Annotated in this window: 25 protein-coding genes, 1 pseudogene and 3 riboswitches; of the genes and pseudogenes, 11 read left to right on the plus strand and 15 right to left on the minus strand. The window is 35.5% G+C overall.

What is annotated here, in order from left to right; translation table 11 throughout:
- The first annotated feature begins 295 nt into the window (after positions 1–295).
- Positions 296–1,147 carry a GRP family sugar transporter gene (locus tag A6J74_RS15875; protein ID WP_000353553.1) on the plus strand — a complete coding sequence of 284 codons (852 nt, stop codon included), beginning with the start codon at positions 296–298 and terminating at the stop codon, positions 1,145–1,147.
- 67 nt (positions 1,148–1,214) lie between these two features.
- Here the strand turns inward: A6J74_RS15875 and pnuC are convergent, their stop codons facing one another.
- Positions 1,215–1,865: a nicotinamide riboside transporter PnuC gene (pnuC, locus tag A6J74_RS15880; protein WP_000252471.1), complete on the minus strand. Its 651-nt coding sequence runs from the start codon at positions 1,863–1,865 to the stop codon at positions 1,215–1,217.
- A gap of 197 nt (positions 1,866–2,062) precedes the next feature.
- Here pnuC and proC point away from each other — a divergent pair, with 197 nt between their 5' ends.
- The 4 genes from proC (at position 2,063) to A6J74_RS15900 (ending at position 7,759) form a co-directional block, all read left to right on the plus strand.
- Positions 2,063–2,866, plus strand: coding sequence for a pyrroline-5-carboxylate reductase (gene proC / locus A6J74_RS15885; protein ID WP_000956246.1), 804 nt, complete (start codon positions 2,063–2,065; stop codon positions 2,864–2,866).
- 1 nt (position 2,867) lies between these two features.
- Complete coding sequence (locus A6J74_RS15890) at positions 2,868–3,701, plus strand: aldo/keto reductase (RefSeq protein ID WP_001054813.1); 834 nt, start codon at positions 2,868–2,870, stop codon at positions 3,699–3,701.
- A 154-nt stretch (positions 3,702–3,855) separates the two neighbouring features.
- A riboswitch (SAM riboswitch) is annotated at positions 3,856–3,960 on the plus strand.
- 133 nt (positions 3,961–4,093) lie between these two features.
- Positions 4,094–5,734, plus strand: coding sequence for a peptide ABC transporter substrate-binding protein (locus A6J74_RS15895; RefSeq protein WP_000726293.1), 1,641 nt, complete (start codon positions 4,094–4,096; stop codon positions 5,732–5,734).
- A 384-nt stretch (positions 5,735–6,118) separates the two neighbouring features.
- A complete protein-coding gene (locus tag A6J74_RS15900) occupies positions 6,119–7,759 on the plus strand; it encodes a peptide ABC transporter substrate-binding protein (RefSeq protein WP_000731095.1) in 1,641 nt (546 codons plus the stop codon).
- A 6-nt stretch (positions 7,760–7,765) separates the two neighbouring features.
- On the opposite strand, the pseudogene A6J74_RS30560 reads toward A6J74_RS15900, so the two are convergent.
- The 3 genes and pseudogenes from A6J74_RS30560 to A6J74_RS15915 all read right to left on the minus strand — a co-directional run bounded on the left by A6J74_RS30560 (position 7,766) and on the right by A6J74_RS15915 (position 9,147).
- Positions 7,766–8,043 (minus strand): annotated as a pseudogene (locus tag A6J74_RS30560) (hypothetical protein).
- Positions 8,037–8,228, minus strand: a complete 192-nt coding sequence (locus tag A6J74_RS15910; protein WP_000942528.1) for a hypothetical protein — start codon at positions 8,226–8,228, stop codon at positions 8,037–8,039. The pseudogene A6J74_RS30560 and the gene A6J74_RS15910 overlap by 7 nt, the downstream one beginning before the upstream one ends.
- Before the next feature lie 16 nt (positions 8,229–8,244).
- Positions 8,245–9,147 carry a helix-turn-helix transcriptional regulator gene (locus A6J74_RS15915; protein WP_000544207.1) on the minus strand — a complete coding sequence of 301 codons (903 nt, stop codon included), beginning with the start codon at positions 9,145–9,147 and terminating at the stop codon, positions 8,245–8,247.
- A gap of 173 nt (positions 9,148–9,320) precedes the next feature.
- Here A6J74_RS15915 and A6J74_RS15920 point away from each other — a divergent pair, with 173 nt between their 5' ends.
- The gene (locus A6J74_RS15920; RefSeq protein WP_001221551.1) at positions 9,321–9,788 is read left to right on the plus strand and encodes a YusW family protein; all 468 of its coding nucleotides are present in this window, start codon (positions 9,321–9,323) and stop codon (positions 9,786–9,788) included.
- 24 nt (positions 9,789–9,812) lie between these two features.
- Here A6J74_RS15920 and A6J74_RS15925 read toward each other — a convergent pair whose 3' ends face one another.
- Genes A6J74_RS15925 through A6J74_RS15945 form a run of 5 tightly spaced genes read right to left on the minus strand, consistent with a single transcriptional unit; the run spans position 9,813 to position 15,113 of the window.
- The gene (locus tag A6J74_RS15925; RefSeq protein WP_000714105.1) at positions 9,813–11,423 is read right to left on the minus strand and encodes a peptide ABC transporter substrate-binding protein; all 1,611 of its coding nucleotides are present in this window, start codon (positions 11,421–11,423) and stop codon (positions 9,813–9,815) included.
- A 13-nt stretch (positions 11,424–11,436) separates the two neighbouring features.
- Positions 11,437–12,210, minus strand: coding sequence for an ABC transporter ATP-binding protein (locus A6J74_RS15930; protein ID WP_000205655.1), 774 nt, complete (start codon positions 12,208–12,210; stop codon positions 11,437–11,439).
- Positions 12,207–13,217, minus strand: coding sequence for an ABC transporter ATP-binding protein (locus tag A6J74_RS15935; protein WP_000531247.1), 1,011 nt, complete (start codon positions 13,215–13,217; stop codon positions 12,207–12,209). The genes A6J74_RS15930 and A6J74_RS15935 overlap by 4 nt, the downstream gene beginning before the upstream one ends.
- The gene (locus tag A6J74_RS15940) at positions 13,174–14,178 is read right to left on the minus strand and encodes an ABC transporter permease (protein WP_000501535.1); all 1,005 of its coding nucleotides are present in this window, start codon (positions 14,176–14,178) and stop codon (positions 13,174–13,176) included. Before A6J74_RS15940 ends, A6J74_RS15935 begins: the two co-directional genes overlap by 44 nt.
- A gap of 17 nt (positions 14,179–14,195) precedes the next feature.
- On the minus strand, positions 14,196–15,113 hold the full coding sequence (locus A6J74_RS15945) for an ABC transporter permease (RefSeq protein ID WP_000289322.1): 918 nt from the start codon (positions 15,111–15,113) through the stop codon (positions 14,196–14,198).
- A gap of 136 nt (positions 15,114–15,249) precedes the next feature.
- Positions 15,250–15,355, minus strand: a riboswitch (SAM riboswitch).
- A gap of 173 nt (positions 15,356–15,528) precedes the next feature.
- Between A6J74_RS15945 and A6J74_RS15950 the strand changes: the two genes are divergently transcribed.
- Positions 15,529–15,744, plus strand: a complete 216-nt coding sequence (locus A6J74_RS15950) for a DUF3951 domain-containing protein (RefSeq protein WP_000377754.1) — start codon at positions 15,529–15,531, stop codon at positions 15,742–15,744.
- 16 nt (positions 15,745–15,760) lie between these two features.
- Here the strand turns inward: A6J74_RS15950 and A6J74_RS15955 are convergent, their stop codons facing one another.
- The 6 genes from A6J74_RS15955 to A6J74_RS15980 form a co-directional block, all read right to left on the minus strand.
- The gene (locus A6J74_RS15955; protein ID WP_000756535.1) at positions 15,761–16,264 is read right to left on the minus strand and encodes a hypothetical protein; all 504 of its coding nucleotides are present in this window, start codon (positions 16,262–16,264) and stop codon (positions 15,761–15,763) included.
- Positions 16,265–16,513: 249 nt separating this feature from the next.
- Entirely contained in the window at positions 16,514–17,773 is a 1,260-nt protein-coding gene (locus tag A6J74_RS15960; RefSeq protein ID WP_000416911.1) for a multidrug effflux MFS transporter, read from the minus strand.
- Positions 17,774–17,891: 118 nt separating this feature from the next.
- Positions 17,892–19,610, minus strand: coding sequence for a DUF3981 domain-containing protein (locus tag A6J74_RS15965; protein WP_000670921.1), 1,719 nt, complete (start codon positions 19,608–19,610; stop codon positions 17,892–17,894).
- Between the two features lie 78 nt (positions 19,611–19,688).
- The gene (locus tag A6J74_RS15970; protein WP_000222357.1) at positions 19,689–20,222 is read right to left on the minus strand and encodes an MFS transporter; all 534 of its coding nucleotides are present in this window, start codon (positions 20,220–20,222) and stop codon (positions 19,689–19,691) included.
- Positions 20,219–21,655 carry an FAD-binding oxidoreductase gene (locus A6J74_RS15975; protein ID WP_000746388.1) on the minus strand — a complete coding sequence of 479 codons (1,437 nt, stop codon included), beginning with the start codon at positions 21,653–21,655 and terminating at the stop codon, positions 20,219–20,221. Before A6J74_RS15975 ends, A6J74_RS15970 begins: the two co-directional genes overlap by 4 nt.
- Positions 21,656–21,765: 110 nt before the next feature.
- On the minus strand, positions 21,766–22,530 hold the full coding sequence (locus A6J74_RS15980; RefSeq protein WP_000720091.1) for a DUF6612 family protein: 765 nt from the start codon (positions 22,528–22,530) through the stop codon (positions 21,766–21,768).
- A gap of 145 nt (positions 22,531–22,675) precedes the next feature.
- On the opposite strand from A6J74_RS15980, the gene A6J74_RS15985 reads away from it, so the two are divergent.
- The 4 genes from A6J74_RS15985 to A6J74_RS16000 all read left to right on the plus strand — a co-directional run bounded on the left by A6J74_RS15985 (position 22,676) and on the right by A6J74_RS16000 (position 26,372).
- Positions 22,676–23,584, plus strand: a complete 909-nt coding sequence (locus A6J74_RS15985) for an NAD(P)-dependent alcohol dehydrogenase (RefSeq protein WP_000643901.1) — start codon at positions 22,676–22,678, stop codon at positions 23,582–23,584.
- 80 nt (positions 23,585–23,664) lie between these two features.
- Positions 23,665–23,779, plus strand: a riboswitch (SAM riboswitch).
- A gap of 84 nt (positions 23,780–23,863) precedes the next feature.
- Positions 23,864–24,676, plus strand: coding sequence for a MetQ/NlpA family ABC transporter substrate-binding protein (locus tag A6J74_RS15990; protein ID WP_000756963.1), 813 nt, complete (start codon positions 23,864–23,866; stop codon positions 24,674–24,676).
- A gap of 12 nt (positions 24,677–24,688) precedes the next feature.
- Entirely contained in the window at positions 24,689–25,729 is a 1,041-nt protein-coding gene (locus A6J74_RS15995; protein ID WP_000571367.1) for a methionine ABC transporter ATP-binding protein, read from the plus strand.
- Positions 25,704–26,372 (plus strand): methionine ABC transporter permease, encoded by a 669-nt coding sequence (locus tag A6J74_RS16000; protein ID WP_000428866.1) that lies wholly within the window; start codon positions 25,704–25,706, stop codon positions 26,370–26,372. The genes A6J74_RS15995 and A6J74_RS16000 overlap by 26 nt, the downstream gene beginning before the upstream one ends.
- Positions 26,373–26,404 lie beyond the last annotated feature (32 nt).

Genomic DNA, 26,404 nt, shown 5'->3' on the forward strand with positions numbered 1-26,404 from the left:
CTTTCGACAAAAGCTGCTTTTTTATTTCTTAGGAAATAAAAAATACTATATAAAGTGACTGAATTTTACCTTTTATTTAAATATACATTCTATTTGAATTTACTTTCTAAAATAGGCAATTTCCTGTTATTATATGGAGGTGTTTGAAAAAATGAAGAAATGAAAACGCATTTATATCGTGAATTCTTCATCCTGTTTTAGCGATCGGTAATCTTCTACTCTATTAGTGGGGCATTACCGATCGTTAGAACGATATGTAATTATATTGGTATAGCAAACCGAAGGGAGTCTTGTAATGGACATTTTATTAGCGCTTCTTCCTGCAATTGCATGGGGAAACATCTTATTAGTAAGCGTAAAAATGGGCGGTGGTGCATATAGCCAAACGGTAGGTATGACAATCGGTGCTCTATTCTTCGCAACAGTTATGTATGTATTTACTCAACCAGCTTTAACAATGACAATCTTGATTGTTGGTTTTATTTCAGGTGTATTCTGGGCTTTAGGACAAGTAAACCAATTAAAAACAGTTGAAAAGTTAGGTGTTTCTACTACTGTAACGATTTCTACTGGTATGCAACTTGTTGCAACTTCTATCTTTGGAGTTATCGCTTTCCGCGAGTGGACTACTACAACAACGATCATTATGGGAACGATTGCAATCCTATTAATCGTAGTTGGCGTTGTATTCACATCATTAGATGATAAAGAAAATGCACAGCCACCAGGACAATTGAAAAAAGGACTTCTTACTTTAATTGTTTCTACTTTCGGCTATCTTGTATATGTAATTATTATTCGTTGGTATAACATTGATGGTTGGTCTGCTATTTTACCACAAGCAGTTGGTATGTTTGTCGGTGCGGTTGTACTGACATCTAAACATAAGCCATTTAACAAATATGCAATTCGTAATGCTTTATCTGGTTTACTTTGGGGAACAGGAAACTTATTCTTACTTCTTTCATTACCACGTGTCGGAGTAGCGACAAGCTTCCCATTATCTCAAACTGGAATCGTTATCTCAACATTCGGTGCGATTGTCTTCTTAGGTGAAAAGAAAACAAAACGTCAATTGATCTTTATTGCACTAGGTAGTGTTTTAATTATCGGCGGCGCTGTATTACTTGGTCTAACAAAAGCATAAACTTATATTCTATTAAAAACCCCTGAGGCATATGTGTCCCAGGGGTTTTTTCGATTTTAATTATTTTCTAAATATAATTATTTACACGCACTTGTCCTTTATAGTTCTTCTTCCACTCTAGCAAACCAGCTACACATATAAAGAGATTAATAACAGCTAGTATTAGCATGACATATAAACCAGTGGAAATATAAATTACAATGCTAACTACGTTATACAAAATCCATAAATGCCAGTTCTCTAAGATTTTTCGACTTAGCATAAATTGAGCTACTAATCCTAATACAGCATTTAAAGCGTCTAAATATGGACTTGTTGATTCTAAATGACGGACTTGATAATAGCCCCAACCAACCCAAGCAACTAAAATAAAAATTATATAAAAGGTCCACCCCTTTAAACCTAAACGGACAGTTGCTTTTACCTCTTCTTCCCCACTACGTGCAATCCAATAATACCAACCATATACATTAAATATAAATTGAAAGACTGCTAATACTGCCATTGCATATAAATCTTGTATAATGAAAATATACAGAAATAATGTAACAGTAATCATACCAAATAAAAAGTTGGATACTTTTTCTCTTGCTAATAACCAAACATTAACAATCCCCATAATCGATGCGAAAATTTCAATATAACTCGATTGAATGTAAAATCCAACCAATACGCAAATAATACTAGAAATGAGTAAAAAAAGTGGACTTCTAACCATATTTATCTCTCCCCAGATGTGTAATAAATTCCATATCACCAGTATAAGGAACTCCTCTTATTTTTATCATGAATTCCCTTATTCAAAAACCCCCTCATTATCTATTCCATATACGGTAAGTCTTTTCTTTTTACAAAATTCTCTTAAAAATGGTATCGTTTTTTATAACATATCTCTACTAGAAGGGAATAAAGGATATGCTTACTAAACATCGAATTTTATTTATTGGTGCCGGTCGTATGGCAGAAGCTATCTTCTCCGGGTTACTTAAAACGAGTAAAGAATATATCGAAGAAATTATCGTTTCCAACCGAAGCAACATAGAAAAACTAGAACAATTACAAGGGCGATATAATGTGTCCATCACTACAGACTGGAAGCAGCATATTACATCCGTTGATACGATTGTTTTAGCAATGCCACCAGCTGCACATGAACAGTTATTACAGGAGTTATCTCCTCTTCTAACTGAGCAATTCGTTGTGACCGTTGCTGCCGGAATTGGACCATCTTATTTAGAAAAACGGCTTCCTCAAGGGACACCTGTTGCCTGGATTATGCCAAATACAGCTGCCGAAATCAGAAAGTCCATCTCCTTATATACGACGGGACATTCCGTAGGTGAAACGCATCAAGAAACGCTACAACTCCTTTTAAAAGGTATTGGTACCTCACAGTTTTGTACTGAAGAGGAAGTTCATCAACTTACCGCCATTACTGGTAGTGCACCTGCTTTTCTCTATCACTTTGCTGAAGGTTTAATTGAAGCGACGAAAAACTATGGAATTGATGAGAAAACGGCAAACCACCTTGTCATTCAAATGATTGCTGGTTCTGCCGCTATGCTCCAACAAAACGAAGATCCAGCTATGCTCCGAGAACAAGTAACAACACCAGGAGGTTCAACTGCTGAAGGCTTAAAAGTTCTATATGAAAATAATTTTTCAGAAGTCATTCAACAAGCAGTTGAAGCAACAAATAAAAAAGCTAGGGGGAAATAATATGAATTTAACAAGTTTAAAAGACTATACAACATTACATAATGGTGTAAAAATGCCTTGGTTCGGTTTAGGTGTGTTTAAAGTAGAGGACGGATCAGAAGTAATTGATTCTGTAAAAGCAGCTATTAAAAACGGATACCGCAGCATCGATACTGCAGCAATCTATCAAAATGAAGAAGGCGTTGGTCAAGCAATTCGCGAATCTGATATTCCTCGTGAAGAGCTATTTATCACTTCAAAAGTATGGAATAGCGATCAAGGTTATGAAACAACAATTCAAGCATTTGAAACTACATTAGAGAAATTAGGCCTAGAATATTTAGATTTATATTTAGTACATTGGCCTGTAAAAGAGAAATATACTGAATCATGGAAAGCGTTAGAAAAGCTTTATAAAGATGGTCGTGTTCGTGCTATCGGTGTGAGTAATTTCCACATTCACCACTTACAAGACGTATTTGAAATTGCTGAAATTAAGCCAATGGTCAACCAAGTGGAATACCACCCTCGTTTAGCACAAGAAGAATTACATGCTTTCTGTAAAGAACATAACATCCAGCTCGAGGCTTGGTCACCATTAATGCAAGGGCAACTACTGGATCATCCAACATTACAAGAAATTGCGACAAAATATAGTAAATCAACTGCACAAGTTATTTTACGCTGGGATTTACAAAATGAAGTTGTAACGATTCCTAAATCAATTAAAGAGCACCGCATTATTGAAAATGCAAACATCTTTGATTTTGAATTAAGCTCGGATGATATGAAAGCAATTCAAGCTTTGAATGAAAATCATCGCGTCGGTCCAGATCCAGATAACTTTAACTTCTAGCAGAAAAACCACTGCCATGTGCAGTGGTTTTTTTCACTTTAAAAAAACTGAAAATTTAAACTATGTTTCATTTGATTGACACTTCATTATCCAAGGTGTAAGATTTTGAATTATCAAAGAAACACAAAAATTAATAAAATTCATTCGTTTACTCATTGTATCAAGAGAGGTGGAGGGACTGGCCCTTTGAAACCTCGGCAGCAGGTTCATTTTGAATACTGTGCCACTTCCTGCAAGCTTTATGCTTGAAAGATAGAATGAGGGACTTCGTTTATATACGGGTACATAACTTGTATGTGAAAATCCCTCTTTCTCAATCAGAAAAGAGGGATTTTTTTATTTTTCATTTCCCTCATCATCATCCAAACTTAATTATTTAGGAGGAAAATCAAATGAAAAAGAAGTTTTTACCCGGTATCGCATCAGTTGTAGGAGTAAGTATTTTATTAACTGGTTGCGGTAGTTATAAAAACGAAGCTAGCGGAGCAAATGCAAAAGACGAGGCATCTAGTAAACAGGTTTTAAACTTATCTTCACCTTCTGAAATACGAACAATGGATACAGCTCGTGCTACAGATACTGATTCCGGTCAAGTAATGAGAAACGTATTTGAAGGTTTGTATAATCTTGGTGAAGGTAACAAACCTGTCCCTGGCGTTGCAAAATCCCATGAAGTAAGTGGCGATAAAACGAAGTACACATTCCACCTGCGAGATTCAAAATGGTCAAACGGTACTCCTGTTACAGCGAAAGATTTCGTCTTCGCCTGGCAAAGAGCTGTTGATCCAGCAACAGCCTCTGAATATGCATTTTTATTCTTTGATATTAAAAACGCAAAACAAATTAACAACAAAGAGCTTCCAGCCGATCAACTTGGTGTAAAAGCAGTTGATGACCATACGTTTGAGGTAGAATTAGAGCGTCCTGTTCCGTACTTTATTAGCTTAACGGCGTTCCCAACATTTCTACCAATTAGCGAGGAATTCTTTAAAACACAAGGTGATAAGTACGCTTTAGAAGATAATACAATTTTGTATAACGGAGCTTTTACACTAAGTGATTGGAAGCATGAACAAAGCTTTAAATTTAAGAAAAACCCTACCTACTGGGATAAAGATACTGTCAAAATCGAAGAAATCAATTTCAACATCGTAAAAGAAAAATCAACAGAAGTAAATTTATTCGAATCTAAACAATTAGACCGTATAAAACTAACATCTGACTTCGTTGATAAATATAAAAAGGATGCTAATTTTAAAGAACGTCCGAACGTAGGGGTACAATTTTTACGTATGAATCAACAAAACAAAGTACTTCAAAACGTTTCTGCACGCCAAGCAATTGATCAAACGATTGATCGAAAGTCCTTTGTCAATACGTTATTAAATGATGGCTCTACACCAACCTTTGGTCTTGTGCCAAAAAACTTTGCAAAAGGTCCTGATGGAAAAGACTTCCGTGCTACAAACGGCGATTTAACAAAAGTTGATACGAAATCTGCACAAGAATTATGGAAAAAGGCAAAAAAAGAACTAGGTTCTGAAAAGATAACATTAGAATTATTAACAAGTGACGGTGACCTTGAGAAGAAGACTGGTGAGTTTCTAAAAGGTCAATTAGAAAAGAATTTAGAGGGCTTAACAGTAAATATAAAACCGCAACCACGTAAACAACAAGTTTCACTCTTATTAAAAGGTGACTACGAAATCGGAATTGATGGTTGGAGCCCTGACTTTGCTGATCCAATTACATTCCTTGAATTGTTTACAACGAATAACCCTTACAACTTAGATCATTACTCTAATAAAGAGTTCGACGAAGCAATTGAAAAGGTGAAAACTACTTTAGCTGGTGATGAAAAAGCCCGCTTTGATGCATTACTAGCATCAGAGAAAATATTATTTAAAGACTCTGTTATTGCTCCTCTTTACCAAAAAGGCGAATCTTATTTAGAGAAATCTTATGTGAAAGGCATTGTACAAGTAGACTTTGCAGGTCAATTAAACTTCAAATGGGCAAAAATTGAAAAATAAAGTGAAACTTTAAACAACGTATTTCCACCAACTCCCATTGTTTTTTTGACAAAATATATTAAAAGTAGATTCCTTAATATGAGTGAATCTACTTTTTTAATATATTATTCCAAGAAATTAACGCTTTGTTTTTATTATTGACATATAGTTCTTTCTGGTGTTAATATTCTAAATAATCAAAGAAACGAAATATTTAACCATCAAAATATAATGTCTACTATGTTGAAACATATAACGATACATTATAGTTCAACATGTATATACATATAGAACACATGATTACCTATAAACAAATATTTATACTAGGTTTTATCTCTTTCTATAGCTACTTCAAGACATGGACATTATGACGTTATGAACAACACATTTAGGGAGGAACGAACAATGAAGAAAAAAGTTGTACCTGTTGTTGCATCTGTTTTAGGGGCAAGTCTACTACTAACTGCTTGTGGGGGAAATAAAAATAATGCAAGCGGAGCAAAAGCAAACGATAAAGCACCTGATAAACAAGCAATTAACTTATCATTTGCTTCAGAAATTCCAACAATGGATGTTGCAAAAGCAACGGATGGGGAATCCATGAACGTAATGCGAAATGTTTTTGAAGGTTTATATGCAATGGGCGAAGATAATAAACCAATTCCTGGTGTCGCTGAGTCGGTTGACGTTAGTCCTGATAAAACAAAATATACATTCCATCTTCGTGATTCGAAATGGTCAAACGGTACTCCTGTTACAGCAAAAGACTTCGCCTTCGCTTGGCAACGTGCTGTAAATCCTGAAACAGCTGCCGAATACGCATTCTTATTCTTCGATATAAAGAATGCAAAACAAATAAATCAAAAACAATTACCACTTGATCAATTAGGTGTCAAAGCCCTTGATGACAAAACTTTAGAAGTACAACTAGACCGTCCTGTTCCCTACTTCTTAAGCTTAACGACATTTGCAACATTCTTACCAATTAATGAAGATTACTTAAAATCGCAAGGTGATAAATACGGTTTAGAAACAAATCATTTAATCTACAACGGTGCTTTCACATTAGATAACTGGAAGCACGAACAAGGCTTCCAATTAAAGAAGAATCCTAACTATTGGGATGCTAAAACAGTAAAATTAGAAGAAATCAACTTCAATGTCGTTAAAGATAAGTCTACAGAAGTTAACTTATATGATTCAGGACAAATTGACCGTGTTGCTTTAACTGCGGAGTTTGTTGATAAATATAAGGGCGATCCAAACTTCAAAGAACGTGCTGAAGTCGGCATTCAATTTTTACGACTCAATCAAAAAAATGAAGTATTAAAAAATCAACATGCACGCCTTGCTATTAACGGCGCAATGAATAAAAAAGCATACGTAGAAACAATTTTAAATAACGGTGCTGTTCCAGCTGAAGGAATGGTTCCTGCGAAATTTGCAAAGAGCCCAGAGGGCACTGACTTCCGCAAAGAAAACGGAAACCTAGTCAAAGATGATGTGAAATCAGCGAAAGAAAACTGGAAAAAAGCGAAGCAAGAACTTAGTACTGACAAAGTAACACTTGAACTATTAACAAGTGATAATGCTTTAGCTAAAAAGACTGGCGAATATTTAAAAGGTGAACTGGAAAAGAATCTAGATGGATTAACAGTGAATTTAAAGCCACAACCACGTAAACAACAGTTGAAATTACTATTAAGTGGTGATTATGAAATCGGAATTGATGGCTGGGGTCCTGACTTCGCTGATCCTATTACATTCTTAGATTTATTCACAACAGATAGTGCTTATAACTTTGATAAATACTCTAACAAAGAGTACGACGAGCTAATTCATAAAGTGAAAACAGATTTAGCTGGCGATGAAAAAGCACGCTGGGAAGCAATGAAACAAGCTGAAAAAATCTTATTACAAGATGGCGCTGTCGCTCCTTTGTACCAACAAGGTCGCTCTTACTTACAACGCTCTTTCATTAAAGGACTTGTAACAACTGACTTCGGCGGTGAATTTAACTACAAGTGGGCAGAAGTTGCAAAATAATAAGTACTAATAAAAAGGTATCCAATTGAAGGATACCTTTTTACTGTGTACTTCATTAATTACAAGGTCTCTTCCCTTTTTCATTTCTTTTATACCTATAGTGAGCCCCGCTACTAATTGTGTAACTAGTCTAATAAATAATAATGAGATAATATTTTCTCTAAATTAACTCCGGCAAATATTATTTTGTAATAGCCATTCGCTACGCATGTTGCGGGAAATAATCCCACATACAGGAATAAACATTTGTGTTAAAGAAATGCGAAGAAGACTATTGTCAACAATCCTCTTTTCCATCTTTTTGTATTGAACTAAAACTCATAATAAATATAAATGCAAATATCAAATATGTTTTCCACGTCAAAGAAGGTATATGCCCTGACCAAAGATAGCTAATTAAATAGTTAATTCCCATAATACAAGATGACGCTACTAAACTAATACTTATTAGTTTTACATATTGGAGCATACATTTTCTCCTTACCTCATTCTTTTTCCATTTCTTCAAATTGCAGGTTCATTGGCTCTTCTAGAAGAGTTTCATAAAAACTTTCTGCCAAATCCGTTACAGGAATTTTTCCATCCACCTCATCAAATCGAATACTATCTAGCCAGACACAACCTTCTCCTGATAATAAAACACCAAATGCAATACCAAGTGCTTCTTCTTTTATATCTAGTACAACCGAGTACGATTGCCAGTTATTCGTATTTTTAATTGGACGATTTTGCATGTTATCCATAGCAATCGGCTCCGTATTTTTTCCATCTACTCGCATCCACAATCCTGCCCAATCTTTTACATTCTCACTCTTAATAAATGCTGTTAAACGTAATCTCTTACCTACATAGTTATCCGCTCGAAACATTTGCATTAATGTTGAAAATCCTCCGTGCGTAACGTTCTCTTTTGCTTTTATATATGCAGATACTTTTCCTTGATGGGCAATTTCGTAATCTAAACCCATCTCATATTCAGCGGGATGACTTCCACTTAATACCCATCCTTTCGGTATACCTTTTTCCATTGAAATCCCCTCTCTTTCTATATAAAATGACTGGAAATACTTTCGATATTTTTTTGGTGGTAATTGAAACATTCTTTTAAAAGCTCTAGTAAATGCCTCTTGTGAGGAAAAACCGTATTGCACTGCAATATTAATAACTGCTCTTTCAGTCGATACCAAATCTTGTGCAGCATGAGTTAATCTTCTCTTACGAACATAATCCGTTACACTCATCCCAACATATCTTTGAAAGATGCGATGAAAATGGTACATCGATACTGCACTGTGAGATGCCACTCTTTCTGTTGTAAGCTCCTCATGTAAGTGATTCTCTATATATTCAATTGATTTTTTTATTATCTCTTTATATTCTTCATGCATTTTAGTCCCTCCCTCACAACTTCAATTTACCATATACATACAAATCGTTTTTGATTTAAATTGCGGATTAGCCCTTATGACTGCAGGATAATAATTTATTTTCAACACATACATAATTACATGTTTTTGGGAAAAACTTGTATAGAACGAATTTACATAAGGAGGAATTTATAATGAGAATTCTACTATCAGTTTTATTAGCTCTTATGCTAGTACCTGCATTAACAGGATGTAAAGCTCCTGCAAAAGAAGACACAACTTCTAATAAAAAGACGACTGAAGAAGCAAAAAATGAGGCTCCTGCAGATTTAAAACTAAACTTCAATGAATTCGATTTAAAGGCAGACTACCAAGATACAAAGAAAGACTACGAAGCAGACTATAAAAATGTAGCAGCTGATAAGAAAATGGAAGCAAAAATTGAAGATCATAAAGCAGATGTAAAATTAACAGGAGACGAGGCTATCACAAAATTAAGCCCACTTCTACAAGAATTAAAATTTGATAAAGATACTGCTGACCAAGAAGTAATCGATCAAGTAGTGAACGTGTTCAAACTTGATAAAGACTATCAAAAATTCGATTTAGAAGTTGTCTTCTCTGATGGAACGAAAAAAGAATATAAAAGAGAAATAAAATAAAGAAGTAGGCGGTTGCCTACTTCTTTATTTTTTAATTTTTGCGTACCTTAATTCTGGACTAGAACCGATAATGAATTGGACACCGGATACTGATGGTTTTTGTAAATATGAGGAACTTGGGAAAATAATTGGGATTAATGGTGAATCTGTAAACATAATATCTTCCGCTTTATGCAATAATTCAAAACGCTTATCCTCGTTTTGTTCAACTTTTGCTTCTTTTATTAAAGCGTCAAATTCTTTATTATGCCATTTTGCATAGTTATTCGGACCATCACCTGCATATAAATCTAGTTTAGTAATTGGATCTAATAAAGAGCCGCCCCATCCCATATAAGCTAATTGGAAATCACTTTGCTTGTATGTGTCGATGTAACTCTTCCACTCTTTATTTTCTAATTTAATATCTACTCCAAGATTTTTCTTAAACATTTCTTGCATTGCTTCTGCTACTTTTTTATGTTGTGTATCTGTAGTGAATTTTAATGTTACTTCAGGTAATGTAGACCATCCTTGTTCTTTCATACCTTCTTCTAATAATTTTTTCGCTTCTGCTGGATCAAATTTAACGTAATCACCTTTTTCTTTACGGAAATCACGGCCACTTTGTGTTTTTGCTCCTTCTGGAACGAATGCATATGCTTCTTGCGCATTATTTTTATACAATTTTTCAACGATAAATTTGCGATCAACCGCTAATGAAAATGCTTTACGTACCTTCGCATTTGTAAACGGCTCTTTTTCTACGTTAAACGAGTAAATATAAGATGAGAATCCTGCAACACGCTTATATTCTTTATTTCCTTTTTCTTTTTCAATCATCTCTTGTGGTAAACCACTTAGTAAATCTAATTCTTTTGATTTAAATAATTGATACGCTGTTTTAGAGTCTGGAATAATACGAAACTCAATTTCTTTTAGAGTTACCTTTTTATCGTAGAATTCTTTATTTTTTTGTACTGTAATTGCCTGGTTATGCTTCCACTCTTTTAACGTGAATGGCCCATTCGTAATTAACTCTTTTGGATCTGTTTTTAATTTATTATTATCATCAATTGACTTTTTAGATAATGGAATAAATAGTGAGCTTGCTAATTTTTGTTTAATAGAAGCAACTGGATGTTCAAGAGTTACCTTTAATGTTTGAGGATCAACGACTTGAATACCAACTTGTCCCTCTTCACCTTTTCCAGTATTGTATGCCTCTGCCCCTTTAATAAAATACATTTCTGTCGCATTCATAGAACCCGTTTTCGGATTTAATAATCGCTTCCATGCAAATTCAAAATCATTTGCTGTAATAGGAGAACCATCTGACCATTTAATATCTTTCTTTAAATGAATTGTATACTCAGTTCCATCAGCACTTACGTCTTCTTTCTCCGCTAATTCATTTTGATATTTCCCATCACTATCTTGTGTATATAAGCTTGAGAATAAATGTCCAATTACATAACCTGAAGTACTATCTGTCGCAATAGCGGAATCAAGTGTATATGGATCGCTACCAATATTCGTTACTAATCGATCTCCTTCTCCCTTACCAGCACTCGCCTTTTGCGTTTCTTTCTTACCGCAAGCAACAGAAGTAATTGCTAAAACAGTCATAATGACAAACAGTAAAAACTTCTTCATCCTACATTCTCCTTTAACCTGAAATTTTTGGTGTTGATGCTAATAATGTTTTTGTATAAGAATGTTGTGGATTATGGAATACTTCGTCCGTATTTCCAAATTCAACAAGTTCTCCTTTGTATAAGACAGCTACTTTTTCACATAAATAGTGAACCATCGGTAAATCGTGAGCGATGAATAAATATGTATAACCTTGTTCTTTTTGGATTTTTTGCAGCAGATGTACAATTTGAATTTGCAATGAAACGTCTAATGCTGAAATTGGTTCATCAAGAATCAATGCTTCTGGCTCACACAATAACGCTCTTGCAATAGCGATACGTTGACGTTGTCCTCCGCTAAATTCATGCGGATATCGATCAATATATCTTCTATCTAATCCAACACGCTCTAGCGCATCACCTGCTACTTTATCCTTCAGCCCTTTATCACCTAAACCGAATGAAATATAACCTTCCGTTACGCTATCGCGTACTTTCCAGCGCGGATTTAATGCAGCTGTAGAATCTTGAAAAATGAACTGTACTTTCTGTAAAAAATCTCGCTTATGAGCTGACTTCAGCGTGTGAACAACTTGACCGTTATAATTAATTTCACCAGACGTTGGACTCTCAATCCCCGCTATGAGCTTTCCAAGTGTTGTTTTTCCTGAACCACTTTCACCAATAATGCCAAGTGTTGTTCCTTTCGGGATAGAAAGTGATATGTCTTTTAACGCTGTGATTTCTTTACTTTTACTTCCATATATTTTCGTTACTTGCTTTACAGTAATTAAATCTGTCGTCATGAGGCATTCACCTTCTCTTTTGATTTCGCTTTATTATGCTCTAGAACATGCTGCCAACAATGTGAACTATGCGCCTTAGAATATGTTGTTCTCTCTGGGAAACGATGAATACATTCTTTTATCGCTACTGGGCAACGATTTACAAAAGGACAACCAAAGCTATTTAATGTTTCAATGGAAGGTGTCGTTCCTTCTATAGCACGTAATACCTTTTCGGAATCATCCATATTCGGAATTGCTTGTAATAAGCTTTTCGTATATGGATGTTTAGGAGAACCTATTACCTCCTGTATCGTTCCTTTTTCAACGACACGTCCCCCGTACATAACAACTACTCGATCAGCTACTTCACGCACAAGTGCCAAATCATGTGTAATTAATAAAATACTCGTATTTTGTTTTTCTTTCCTTTCTTTTAATAGCCCCATAATTTGTTTCTGAATCGTTACATCTAACGCTGTTGTCGGCTCGTCTGCAATTACAAGCTTTGGATGACAAGCAAATGCAATTGCTAAGCAAATACGTTGCCTCATCCCCCCACTTAATTGATGTGGGTATTGCTCAAAGCGTTTCTCTGCTTCATGTATCCCTAAATCATTTAGCAAGTTAATCGCAATTCCCTTTGCTTCTCTTTTCGATTTTTTCCCATGTTGCAAAATTACTTCTGTAATTTGTTTGCCTACCTTCATCGTTGGGTTTAAAGATGAAAGCGGATCTTGAAATATAAAGGAAATATCTTTTCCGCGAATTTGATTCCATTCTAATTCTTGTAAACTCGTTAATTCCTTTGATTGGAAAGATACATTTCCATCATCGATATGAATTGATTCTTGATTCAAGCCGATAATGGATTGTGCTGTAACACTTTTTCCTGAACCACTTTCTCCTACAAGTGCAACTATTTCACCTTCGTTAATAGAAAAGGAAACATGTTTCACAATTGCTTGCTTACTATTCTCTTTTTCAACGGCTAACGTTACGTTTTCTAAAGATAAGAGCTGTCCCATGTTTTTTCTCCTTTCGATTCCGTTTTACGATTTTTGGATCAATTGCATCTTGCAAACCATCACCAATTGCATTAAATGCGAACATAATGAGTGCAATCATGATTGCCGGGAAAAATAGCTGCCACCATTCTCCGCTCAATAATGTCCCGAGTGCATCATTCGTCATCGTCCCCCAACTTGCCACTGGTGATTGTACCCCAAGTCCTATAAAGCTTAAAAATGATTCTGAAAAAATAGCTGCTGGAATTGTAAATGATAAATTGACGATAATAATCCCTGTTAAATTCGGAATTAAATGCCCATATATAATTTTTATATGTGATGTACCTAATCGCTCTGCTGCAATAACAAACTCTCGTTGTTTTAAAGACAATACTTGTGCTCGAATGAGACGAGCCATTCCAATCCATCCCGTTAATGCAAGGGCGATAATAATGGTGAAAAGACCTGGTTTCATAACAATTAATAGTAAAATAACAATTAATAAATATGGGATGCCGTATAATACTTCAATTCCTCTTATAATCCACTCATCAATTAACGTTCCAAGGCAATTACGCCCTCTCACATATCCACTAAATCCACCAATTAGTACACCAAGCCCTATATCGAGGGCAGCTGCTACTAATCCAACTGTTAGTGAAATCTTCCCACCAGCCCAAGTACGTGCCCAAATATCTCTCCCTAGATCATCTGTTCCAAACCAATGTTCACTACTCGGCGGTAAATTTGTTGCCTCTTTTACTTGTTCACTCGCAGTAAATGGCGTTAAACTTTCGCCAATAAGCGAGAAAACAATAATTAGCAATAACGTCACTGTTCCTAAAACTGCGATTGGATTCGATATAAACTTACGAAACACTTCTTTCTTTCTGCTAATCGTTTGCTGATTTTTATTTATCGTTAATTCTTTTTTCTCTTCTTTCGTTAATAACTGTTCATTAATTTCATAAGCTCCCATTTAAATATCCCCCCTCCTTATGTAATAGAACGAATACGCGGATCAACAATGCGGTGAATAATATCTGTAATGAAAATACAAGTAATTAATAATGCACTATAGAAAATTGTTGTTCCCATAATCACCGGATAGTCTCGGTTAAAAATACTATCTACAAAATATTTTCCTAGGCCAGGAATTGAAAAGATTTTTTCAATAACGAAAGTCCCTGTTAAAAGTCCAGCCATTAATGGTCCAACAAATGTAAGTACTGGAACAATCGCATTTCGAAGAGCATGTCTTATAATAATCTTCTTAATTGGTATGCCTTTCGCTCTTGCTAGCTTAATATAATCACTCTGCAATACTTCGATCATATTAGAACGAACAAACCTTGTAATAACCGCAATTGGACCTAACGCCAATGCGAAAGATGGTAATACAGTATGTTCGAATGTTCCCCAAGACGCTACTGGTAAAAGCTCAAATTGAATAGCGAATACTTGTATAAATAGTGGTGCTAAAATAAAACTTGGAATAGAAATACCGAGAATTGCGAGCAAACTCACACTATAGTCAATTACTTTCCCATGATATAGAGCAGCAAATGTACCTGCAGCAATTCCGACTAACAATGAGATAACAAGTGCTTGTAGACCAATAATTGCTGATGGACCAAAGCCAGTTGTTATAATTTCTGATACACCTTGCCCGGTTGATTGAACAGATTCACCAAAATCAAAATGAACTACACCGTCTAAATAAGCAACATATTGATTCCACAACGGTTCATCAAGGTGATACTTCGCTCTCATGTTTTGAATCACTTCTTCAGGAAAGATTTTTGCATCTGATGAAAATGGATCTCCCGGAATGATATGCATAATTAGAAATGTCACTGTCGTAATAACCCATAGCGTGAACACCATAACTGATAATTTTTTAATTACATACACTTCAATAACCCCCTAAACATATATATTTACTTAGTTTTATGAACATACTTTTTCCATTACTCCCTTTTCTCTTTTTAGAATACAAAAAGCCTTGATCTTAAAAAATAAGATCAAGGCTTAATAAACAAAGGCCCATCACTTATCTTTCAAGACTTGCTTGCTGGAATTAGCACGGTGTTCCTATTACAGAACCCGCTGCTGAGGTGTCATAGGGCCAGTCCCTCTACCTCTCTGGATAAGTAAATTGCTATATTATTATTTGGTTCAAATTGTATATTTCGAATTATAATTCTGAAAAAATGAAAAGTCAATCAAATTGGATATATTTAGAAAAATCAGTTTTTAATGGGGCCATTTATCTAAATCGCAGTTTTTTGTTTATAATATAAAGAAATGATATTAAAGGAGCTATATGATGGATTCCTTACTTCTAGCGACTATAGGACTGCCATTAACAATTGTTATACTTGTTATCATTGGATTTTATAAACTTTTCATTAAAAAGAAAAGCATTACTTCTTTTTACACACCCTTCGATAATATTACCGGACAAACTATTTCCGAATTTCACGAAGAGCAGAAAGTGTTAGTATACGAAGATGAAGATGGTGATGGTAAGAAGAAAAAATAACCTTGCATGTGCAAGGTTATTTCTTCGTTTCTGTTTGAAAACGTTTATAGTATGTCGATGCTGTTGCAAAATTAATTTCTATATCACGAATTAATGATGAATCTTCTTCTTTAGCTAACTTCTGTAATTTTTTCATCGCTTGTTCCGATTCATTCAAGAAACCAACATATACCTCATGTTCTTGCTCTTTCGACTTCGGAACATGAATTTCTTTACGTATATTATCAATATTTTCTAACATGCTCGTTGTTACTTTTTGCACATCTTCTTTATATGCAGCATTCGTTATTTCCTTACCGCCCTTTTCCTTTGCCACTTCAAATAACTGCAGTGCTTTATTGATTTCTTTATTCATTTTTATATCATATTTTTCATGTACTGCGCTGTATTCTTTCATTTCTTCTGTTTGTTCTGTAGATTGCTCTACCTTCTCTTTCGGTTCTTTCGTATCTTTATTTCCATTACATCCCGCTAGAAGAATCATACTTCCCATTACAGCAATACCCAAAACCTTCTTCATCTCTTTTTCTCCTTTTATCTACATCTACTTCTATCTATAGTTTCTTTTATCTCCACTTGTTATTATACCGAGAACGCCCTACTTTTTACACTTAAGAGGATACCTTAATATATATACCAACATTTTTGTCACAGTATCGTCACTTTATGCAAATAACTTTTGCATCACCTTACAAAGCTGTATGAGTTATTTCAAAGAAATGAAAAAAGAGCTGATTCAAAAATATTTGAATCAACTCTTTTTTATAATTTAAGCTTCTAAATTTTGTCTTTGTTGCAGTTCAAAATGCTTTTCACTTCTTCTAGCCATAAATAGATAACATAATACAGCACCAATTTCACAAAGAGCTATCACAATACCCATCGGCAATGCCGTATTACTTCCACCAATACCTACTAATGGTGCAACAAGTGCCCCTGAAATAAACTGTAATAAGCCTAGTAAAGCTGATGCTGTTCCTGCCGCTTGTTTTTGATTTCTCATTGCTAACGAGAAGCCGGTTGTCGATACAACCCCAACACTTGATACAACAAGGAATAACGAGCATAAAACACCAATGAGACCTATTCCTAATACGATTGTAAGTAGTAGAGATAAGCCACCAACAGCGGCGATAATAATACCGGAAACAAATAATGTTTTCTCATTCACTTTTCCTGCTAAACGACCAGTAACTTGGCTGGCAATAATAATACCGATACCGTTAATCGCAAAGAATAAACTAAACTGCTGTGGTGATGCCCCGTATATATTTTGCAACACAAATGGTGATCCCGAAATGTAGGCAAACATTGCCGCTGTTACTAATCCTTGTGACAATGCATATCCCATAAACAAGCGATCTTTCAGAAGCTTTCCGTATGTCGCCAATGTTCCTGACAAACCACCTGTCTCTCTTTCTTCAGGAGGTAATGTTTCACGTAATACGAAAGTAGCCGAGATTAACATAAATACACTAATTGCTCCAAGAACGATAAAAACACCACGCCACGTTGTAAACTGTAATAATTGCCCCCCGATAATCGGGGCCAAAATAGGTGCTGCTCCGTTTACTAACATAAGTAGTGAGAAAAACTTCGTCATTTCAGAACCTGAGTACATATCTCTTACCATTGCACGGGATATAACGATACCAGCAGAGCCCGAAGCGCCTTGTAAGAAACGTAAAAGCACTAAAGTCCAAATAGACGGTGCTACAGCACAAAGTAATGAAGAAGCAACATAAATAATAAGAGCAATAATAAGAGGTTTGCGCCTTCCGTAAATATCACTAATTGAACCGACAAATAATTGTCCTACTGAAAGCCCAAGTAAACATGCTGTCAACGTAAGCTGCGCAAGGGATGCACCCGTTTGTAAATCATCCGTTAATTTCGGTAACGAAGGCAAATACATATCAATAGATAACGGCCCAATCGCCGTAAGTGTTCCTAATACAAGAATCATCCATAACCTGTTCATCTTTACAGGTTTATATATTTCGTGATTAACTTCATTCACTTTTTCCATTCACCCTTTCGTATTCATACTGAATCGTAACAATTATAGTTACAACATAAACATACGTCAAGTATAGCGCATTTTCCTCTTTCATAATGTAAAAAAAAGCGATAGAAATTCTATCGCTTTACTTTTTCAAGTTGCTATTTGTAAATTTAGATACGGAAGACATCGCCTCTCCTGTATCTAAGTATGTGATTTGAATTGGATCTCCCACTTCTGTAAACATAGCATATGGGAATTTTTTCGCAGGTATCATAAATACTTTTTGTTCATTTTCTAACAGTACATACACAATTGTATTTTCACCTGATTTTTCTTTATATACTCGCTGTACAATACCTTCTTTTTGCGCTTCTTTTCCACTCGAAGTTGGTCTAAATGAATCTCCACTCCCGCTTAGCGCATTTTTATAATTTTCAAGAGCTTCTTTTTGCGTCGAACCTGTTGCAAATATTTTTGCATTAGAAGCATAGATGACAGTATGGGCACGTACTAATCCCCCGTCATCAATAACAGGTACAATCCAAGAAGGTTTACCGTACACGTTATAAATAACCGGCATCGTTCCATGCCATTTCTCTCTTTTAAAGGAATTATCCACCACTTCTGAAGCAGCTGAACCATCCATAATTCCCTTTACTTCTTTTCCGTTATAGTAATACAACTTACCTGTACGTGCATCAATAAGTGAATAACCTAACGCAGAATCTACTCCTTCTTTTGGAGAGGTGAAATCAGTAAAGTAATATAGCGTTCCATCCTTACCGAAGATTGGTGTCACTCCTTCTTTCGTCCCCCACTCAGTCGGAATCTTCATATCAGTTTGCGAGAATTTTGTATTCCAAAATCCGTGAATATATTTACCGAAATACGTATTTAATGTAGATGCGGTCTCATGATTCAATACACCATCAACAAATTTAGGTGCCTTTCCTTTATCATATCTTTTCACTTCACCTGTTTGTGCATCTACTACAACAACACCCTCTACCTCAAATCCAGATCTCCCTGAAATAAATTCACCATATGTCATTGTATAATACGGTTTCCCTTTATCATCAACTTCAAATTTAGGTTTCCCTTTAAAGATTAAATTTGGTTCGGATTTTCGTACGACACGCTCTAAATTATTCCCGAAAAACATGCTTGGCACGTATTTCATCTTATAACCGAGATGCAGTTTCGCTTCGGCATCAGGGTTCGTACCTGACATCGTTACGTACCCTGGAATTGTTTCAGCTTTACGTGCTTTAAAAAATCCTGAAACTTCAATCGGCGCTACATATAAAGCCTCACCGTTTACCATTTGTGGCGTTAATTCTCCTAGCTCAAAATAAGCTACTTTCGGAATATCCCCAAATACTTTTTTCATCTTATTCTCCGCTGTCTTTGGCGGCACTGTAAACGGCTGATCATTTTCAGTAAATGGCTCTGAAATATCTTTCTCTACCTTAACAACAGAATCATATTTCTTTTGCGTGATTACTATATCGTGCAAATAACCAAAATAGCCGTAACTTGCAAGTAAAACAAACATTAGAAGACCTTTTAATGTACCTTCTAATTTCCCTATCTGATCTTGTGAAAATAAAACAAGCCCAATTAAAATTGCTACTGCAACAGAATAATGAGTAAGAATCGAATCTGCTCGATCATCAATTAGCCAAAAATATTCATAGATTGCAATACCTATCCAAAATAAAACAGGAATAACTAAAATGGATGATTTCTTACCCTTTACAACCTTCTCATCCCCCTTCTTATCCACTGCTCGAAGTTTACTACCGCTTCTTGTCCATGGAATCAAAAACAAAGTGAGAATAACTAAAACTAAAAATTTCATCAAAGGCAATGTCCCCTTTTCTTTTGTCTTCCCTTTTAGTATAACAAACAAAGGGTATTTAGGTAAAAATAGGAATGGTTATATTTTTTTACTACTTAATACAACTCCACTTACTACATATAAGATAGATGCAATATAAAAAATCGTACCAATCGTAAAGAAATCTACTAAATACCCCGTTACAATAATCGCTACTGCGCCTCCAATTGATGTCCACACATGGTATTTTCCAATCTCATAACCAGCCTTTTCCTGCACAACCTTTCGTGCTAACGACGTTTTCTCAGTATTACGCTGCACAGCACCTAAAACTCCCATTACAACTTGAAGAATATACACATGCCAGACTTCCGTTGCAATTGGAAAACAAAGCATTAATATCGCCATGGACCAAGCGTATATTATTAATAATTTTTGATCACCTACTCTATCAGACGCCTTCCCTACTAACGGATATACAAGTGCTGAAGTTAATGCAAATAAGCCATAAGCCCACCCAAACTGTGAGAAGCTATTTCCAACATTCCGAAGCAATAGAATGTAAAAAGGAAATACCATACTTCCTGCCATCATAATGATGCTTTGTGAGGCTACAAATCTTCTATATGTCATTTCGTATACTCCCTATAAAATAAATTCACAAATCTCTCTTCTGGATCCACTTCCTTCTTCTTCTGAAGAAATTCTTCTATACGAGGATATGCTTTCTTTAGCTGTTCTTTCGTTGGATAAGAATAATACGGTAAATAATAACTACCGTTATGTTTTAAAGTAACATCAATCATCTTCCGAATGACATCCTCTGTTTTCTTCACCTCACTCTCGGAGCGTCCTTGGTTAATTAAAAGCACCAGTGCAAACATATCATCTTTTGCATAGGATAAAACTGCATTTTCATTCTTTTCCACGTAACGAATCGTAATATTGAGCAAGTTCAGTTCTTCTTCACTTAATACGGCACGTAAATCATCTATATATTCCGTGAAGGAATCTATAGGCACAAAGTATTCTTGTAGCACTTCTGTAAGGTTCGGATTTTCATATTCCATAAAAGCACTATCTGATCTCATAACATTATTCCGCGTCTCAAACTGTCCATCTGTACGTTCAAAATAACTTCTTTGTATATCCCAAAATGTATTCTTTCCCCAATCACTATAACGTGATAATCCAAGCAAAAATTTCGGTGCAGCTATAATATTTTCTTCTTTTAATTCACTGTACTCTTCTCTCATATTTTGATTTTGTGCCAATGCATAATCCGTCACATACATCTCTTTTAAAAATGAGTTTGGAGCAACAGAAATACGTGCTAAGTGCATACGAACATTTTCTTCTTTTTTCACTTTCTCTTTGAAGTAAGACGTGTATTCTTTATAGTCTATCATTCTCGTATGCATTTCATATAATTCATCATCAGTTAGCTTTAATGTCACATCTAAAATGACACCAAATAACCCGTAACCACCGATGACATATGGAAATAACTCTGCATTTTCTTCTCTACTTATATTACGTACCGTGCCATCTGCCATTAACAATCTAAATGACTCTACTGTATCAATCAATGCTTCATGACGAATATCACGCCCATGTACATTTACACTTAATGAACCACCAACAGTAAAAATGTTTTGAGATTGCATCACTTGAACTGCAAGACCGTATGGATTAATTTTCTTCTGGATATCATTCCACGTGACACCACTTTGAACTGTAATCCGCTTCTTCTCTGGATCGAATGCTAATATTTTATTATACTCTTTCATATCAAGCATCGTACCGTTCGGATAGTACGTCTGTCCGCCTTGGCTATGTTGCATACCTGCAATAGAAATCTTCTCTCTAGAAACATTTGCATCTTGCACGACCTGTTTTAATGAACTTTCATCCTCAGCATGTTCAACACGTTTAATTTTCGTTGGAAGTAACTTTCCTACATCGCTCATAATGGGATGAATTAGTTGCTCTTTATATGTATTTACAGATGTTGCAAGCAACACTGTATAAGCTACAATGACCACCATCATCTTTCTTTTTTTCAAATGACACTCTCCTCTTCTACATCTTTTCCTCTTCATATTGTACCTATTTTCCTGTGAAGAAAGTATACAAAAAAGAGGGTCCTTATTTTAGGTCCCCCTCATCAAAACTGTTACTTTGCTGCTGGCAATTTTATTGGGTCAAACTTTTCGTACGACGTATATTTTGCGTTCGTAATAATGTGTGCTTTATCCTTGCCATTACTACTCATAATCATGTCTATCTTTGCTGATTCATATTTAAAATCTTTTGTAATGATATATTCTGCATCCACTTCTTCTATCTTCGCATTTTGTGCTTGTAACATTTTCTTCTGCGTTTCATCCATGCTAGTTAACATACTTTCTGTTTCTTGCCCTTTTAATGTAAATTTCAGTTTATATTTATCTCCGCTTTTCTCCATCTTCATTTTATCTAAAACTACTTCCGGTACTTCTAACTTATCTATAATATCTTGAGTCGCTTTCATTCCACCAGCGTTTAATTGCTCCTCTGGTACGGTTATAACTTCTCCTGTATTAGGGTTTTTTACCTCACCAGCAACTTTACCATCCACAGTATACACTACAACATCTGTACCGGAAATATTCATTTCAGAACGAGAATTCTTTGTCTTTGGCTCTAATTGCATCTTAGCCTTTAATATGTCCATCTCTGTTCCCTCAGCTTTTACGCCTACACCATATGTCATCGTTACATGCTCTTCATTTTTAAAAGCTTCGTTCGTTTTCTTGAAAACATCCTTCGCTGCTAATTCCTTTTCTTTTTGAACTGATTCTTTTTTCGGCTCATCCGTCTTTGCTGTTTTCTCATTACTACACCCTACCCCTAGACTGATTGCAAGTACTAAACTTGAAACAAAAATAATTTTTTTCATAATGTCGCCCCCTTTCCCAAAATAATATCACCTCTTTTCCTATGAAATCTATATAATTTTTAATCTATATTCTCTATATAGAGACATGTTTAATGAAGATTTTAAATATGATGTAAATAATAACAACTCATTTCAGGAGGTTATTATGAAGGCGATTATTTGTACACAATATGGACCACCAAACGTTCTCCAGCTTCAAAATGTAGAAAAACCTAAACCTAAAAAGAACGAAGTATTAGTTAAAATTCGCGCAACAAGTGTATCGACTGGAGATTGTAGAATACGTGGCTTTAATAGTCCCCTCTTATTTTGGGTTCCTATGCGGATCATATTAGGTTTTAGAAAACCGAGAAAACCTATACTCGGCGTAGAGTTATCCGGTGAAATCGAAGAAATTGGAACAGATGTAACTCAATTTAAAAAAGGAGACCCAGTTTTTGCATTAACAGAACTAAACCTTGGTGGTTATGCCGAATACACATGCGTGCATGAAAGTGGATTAATAGCATTAAAACCTACCAATGTGACATATGAAGAAGCTGCCGTTATTCCTTTTGGCGGAACTTCAGCATTGCATTTTCTGAGGAAGGGCCGTATAAAAAAAGGGCAACAAGTGCTCATATACGGCGCCTCTGGATCAGTAGGAACAGCTGCTGTACAACTTGCTAAATATTTCGGCGCGACCGTTACAGCTGTTTGTAGTAATTCAAATTTTGAACTAGTGCAATCTTTAGGGACTGATAAAGTAATTGATTATATGAAAGAAGATTTTACTAAACAGGGCGAGAACTACGATATTATATTTGATGCAGTTGGAAAATATAAAAAGTCTCTTTGTACAGACGCATTAATGCCTAATGGAAAATATGTATCTGTTAACGGAATGATGGCAAAGGTCAGTAAAGAAGATATGAACCTACTAAAACAACTAGTTGAAACAGAAAAGCTAAAACCTGTTATTGATAGAACTTACCGATTAGAAGAAGTTGCAGAAGCCCATACGTATGTAGAAATGGGCCATAAGAAAGGAAACGTTTCGATTACCTTAAAATAAAATATATTCAGAAAATAAAGTTGACAATTCCTTTTGTTAGATTTACTATTAGTACCATATTTAAAAACTACATATACATACTCTTATCAAGAGTGGCGGAGGGACTGGCCCGATGATGCCCGGCAACCGAGCTTATAACGTATAAGCTAAGGTGCTAATTCCTGCAAAACGAGTTTTCGTTTTGGAAGATAAGAGAGGAACCTATTTCGTCTATTCGGCACCTCTCTTATTTTGAGAGGTGCTTTTTATTTTGGAACGTATATTAAGGGGGAATTATAGATGAAGAAAGTATTATTGAGCATTGTAAGCGGAGCAGTACTATTATTAGGCGCATGTGGCGCAAATTCAGATAAAGATGTAAAAATATTAGACGAGAAAAAGATTACTGTCGGTGTAACAGGTGGACCACATGAACAAATTTTTGAGAAGATTAAAGAAGTTGCGGCAAAAGACGGTCTCGACATTGATATAAAAATATTTAATGATTACGTAGCACCAAACGTTTCGTTAGATGAAAAAAGTCTTGATGTAAATAGCTATCAAACGAAATCATATTTAGATGTATTTAAAGCCGAACGCAATATGAAATTAACTGAAGTATTTTCAACAGTAACATTCCCAATGGGCGTATATTCTAAAAGCTTAAAAGATGTAAAAGAATTAAAAGAGGGCGATGCAATCGCTGTACCAAATGACCCAACGAATGAACTTCGAGCTTTAAAATTATTTGAAAAAGCAGGGGTTTTAAAAGTTGATCCAAAGGCTACAGAAAAAGCGACTGCAAAGGATGTAATTGAAAACCCGAAAAATTTAAAGATTGTTGAATTAGAAGCTTCTCAATTACCAACGCAATTAAGTGAAGTGAAAGCAGCTGCAATTAACACAAACTTTGCATTAGGTGCAAAACTAAATCCAGCGAAAGATTCCATTTTCCGCGAAGGAAAAGATTCACCATACGTGAACTGGGTCGTTGTTCGTACTGAAAATAAAGATGATGCTGTTGTAAGTAAATTAAAGAAAGCTTATCAATCTAAAGAAGTAAAAGAATTTATCGAGAAAAAATTTGATGGTTCAGTTTTACCATCTTGGTAGGAGCTGACGATAATGATTGAATTAAAAAACGTCTCCAAAGTATTTACAACAAAAAAAGGGACTGTTGAGGCTCTTAAGTCTACTTCCCTTAAAGTAGAAAAAGGCGAGGTATTTGGAATCATTGGGTATAGCGGCGCTGGTAAAAGCACATTAATTCGCTGTGTAAATTTATTAGAAAAACCAACGACAGGAAACATCATCGTAAACAACCAAGACTTAACCACTTTATCAACAAAAGAACTAGCAAAAGCGAGGCAAAAAATCGGAATGATTTTTCAAGGATTCAATTTACTTAAAACTGTTACCGTTTATGAAAATATCGCATTGCCGTTACGCCTTGCTGGCATTCCAAAAGCGGAAATTGAAAAAAGAGTAGAAAAATATTTACGCATCGTGGATCTTTTTAACCGTAAAGATGCTTATCCAAGCGAACTTTCTGGCGGCCAGAAACAACGTGTTGCCATCGCTCGTTCACTATCACATGAACCAGAGGTTTTATTAAGTGATGAAGCAACGAGCGCATTAGATCCAGAAACAACTGATTCTATTCTTGATTTATTACTAAAAATTAATGAAGAAATTGGCATCACGATTTTACTCATTACACATGAAATGAATGTCATCCAGCGTATTTGTGACCAGGTTGCCGTTATGGAGCATGGATCTGTAGTCGAAAGTGGGACTGCGAAAGACATTTTTACAAATCCACAACATGTAACAACGAAGAAGTTTGTAAATAGCGCATTTGCAGCTAAAATTCCAGAAGAAGTACAAAAAGAACTACAAACTACTGGTGAAATTGTAACACTTTCTTTTATAGGAAGTTCTTCAGGAGAACCAGCACTAGCTTTCGCCACAAAACGTTTCCAAGTATATCCAAATATTTTATCCGGTAATATTACGCAGCTAAAACATGAGGCATATGGGAAACTTGTCGTTCATATGCAAGGTGAAAAAAATGAAGTAAACCGTGCTTTAGCATTCTTACAAGAGAGAGGTATCATCGTAGAGGGAGGGAAAACAGACTATGGAAAACAAGTCCTTTTTGGATGAATGGGGTGAAGTCATATGGGAAGCAACAATTCAAACATTTCAAATGACATCTATTTCATTACTTATCTCTATCCTTATCGCATTACCGCTCGGCGTTACACTTGTTTTGACGAGACCCGGTGGACAGCGAGAAAATAAACTTATCTATCCTATTCTTAATACAGTTATTAATGTCATTCGCTCTCTTCCATTTATCATTCTATTATTCTTCATTTTACCTTTTACGAAGTTCCTAATGGGAACATCCATTGGCGTGCAAGGTGTTATCGTACCACTTGTCGTCTTCACAGCTCCTTATATTGCACGCTTAATGGAGACAGCTTTACTAGAAGTGGATCGTGGTGTTATTGAAGCTTACCAAGCAATGGGAGTCTCTACTATAAAAATCATTTGGCACGTCATGGTTAAAGAAGCACGCCCATCTCTTGTGCTCGGATTAACGATCGCAACAATCGGCTTAATTGGCGCAACAGCGATGGCTGGTCTTGTAGGGGCTGGCGGGCTAGGGGACTTGGCATATCGCTTCGGACATTTACGCTATGAACCTGAAGTAATGTATGCAACCGTCTTTATTTTAATTATCCTCGTTCAAGGATTACAATCTTTAGGGAATGGTGTTGCACGAAGATTGAAGAAAGATTAGAAAGAAGGCATCTCACCGAAAGGAGATGCCTT

This window comes from Bacillus sp. FDAARGOS_235, from assembly GCF_002073415.2.
Lineage (GTDB): Bacteria > Bacillota > Bacilli > Bacillales > Bacillaceae_G > Bacillus_A > Bacillus_A toyonensis.

Excerpts from the sequence above, each read along its gene's own strand:
- A6J74_RS15875 (WP_000353553.1), top strand. The coding sequence starts at position 296 with ATGGACATTTTATTAGCGCTTCTTCCTGCAATTGCATGGGGAAACATC.
- pnuC (WP_000252471.1), bottom strand. The coding sequence starts at position 1,865 with ATGGTTAGAAGTCCACTTTTTTTACTCATTTCTAGTATTATTTGCGTA.
- proC (WP_000956246.1), top strand. The coding sequence starts at position 2,063 with ATGCTTACTAAACATCGAATTTTATTTATTGGTGCCGGTCGTATGGCA.
- A6J74_RS15890 (WP_001054813.1), top strand. The coding sequence starts at position 2,868 with ATGAATTTAACAAGTTTAAAAGACTATACAACATTACATAATGGTGTA.
- A6J74_RS15895 (WP_000726293.1), top strand. The coding sequence starts at position 4,094 with ATGAAAAAGAAGTTTTTACCCGGTATCGCATCAGTTGTAGGAGTAAGT.
- A6J74_RS15900 (WP_000731095.1), top strand. The coding sequence starts at position 6,119 with ATGAAGAAAAAAGTTGTACCTGTTGTTGCATCTGTTTTAGGGGCAAGT.
- A6J74_RS15910 (WP_000942528.1), bottom strand. The coding sequence starts at position 8,228 with ATGCTCCAATATGTAAAACTAATAAGTATTAGTTTAGTAGCGTCATCT.
- A6J74_RS15915 (WP_000544207.1), bottom strand. The coding sequence starts at position 9,147 with ATGCATGAAGAATATAAAGAGATAATAAAAAAATCAATTGAATATATA.
- A6J74_RS15920 (WP_001221551.1), top strand. The coding sequence starts at position 9,321 with ATGAGAATTCTACTATCAGTTTTATTAGCTCTTATGCTAGTACCTGCA.
- A6J74_RS15925 (WP_000714105.1), bottom strand. The coding sequence starts at position 11,423 with ATGAAGAAGTTTTTACTGTTTGTCATTATGACTGTTTTAGCAATTACT.
- A6J74_RS15930 (WP_000205655.1), bottom strand. The coding sequence starts at position 12,210 with ATGACGACAGATTTAATTACTGTAAAGCAAGTAACGAAAATATATGGA.
- A6J74_RS15935 (WP_000531247.1), bottom strand. The coding sequence starts at position 13,217 with ATGGGACAGCTCTTATCTTTAGAAAACGTAACGTTAGCCGTTGAAAAA.
- A6J74_RS15940 (WP_000501535.1), bottom strand. The coding sequence starts at position 14,178 with ATGGGAGCTTATGAAATTAATGAACAGTTATTAACGAAAGAAGAGAAA.
- A6J74_RS15950 (WP_000377754.1), top strand. The coding sequence starts at position 15,529 with ATGGATTCCTTACTTCTAGCGACTATAGGACTGCCATTAACAATTGTT.
- A6J74_RS15955 (WP_000756535.1), bottom strand. The coding sequence starts at position 16,264 with ATGAAGAAGGTTTTGGGTATTGCTGTAATGGGAAGTATGATTCTTCTA.
- A6J74_RS15960 (WP_000416911.1), bottom strand. The coding sequence starts at position 17,773 with ATGGAAAAAGTGAATGAAGTTAATCACGAAATATATAAACCTGTAAAG.
- A6J74_RS15965 (WP_000670921.1), bottom strand. The coding sequence starts at position 19,610 with ATGAAATTTTTAGTTTTAGTTATTCTCACTTTGTTTTTGATTCCATGG.
- A6J74_RS15970 (WP_000222357.1), bottom strand. The coding sequence starts at position 20,222 with ATGACATATAGAAGATTTGTAGCCTCACAAAGCATCATTATGATGGCA.
- A6J74_RS15980 (WP_000720091.1), bottom strand. The coding sequence starts at position 22,530 with ATGAAAAAAATTATTTTTGTTTCAAGTTTAGTACTTGCAATCAGTCTA.
- A6J74_RS15985 (WP_000643901.1), top strand. The coding sequence starts at position 22,676 with ATGAAGGCGATTATTTGTACACAATATGGACCACCAAACGTTCTCCAG.
- A6J74_RS15990 (WP_000756963.1), top strand. The coding sequence starts at position 23,864 with ATGAAGAAAGTATTATTGAGCATTGTAAGCGGAGCAGTACTATTATTA.
- A6J74_RS15995 (WP_000571367.1), top strand. The coding sequence starts at position 24,689 with ATGATTGAATTAAAAAACGTCTCCAAAGTATTTACAACAAAAAAAGGG.
- A6J74_RS16000 (WP_000428866.1), top strand. The coding sequence starts at position 25,704 with ATGGAAAACAAGTCCTTTTTGGATGAATGGGGTGAAGTCATATGGGAA.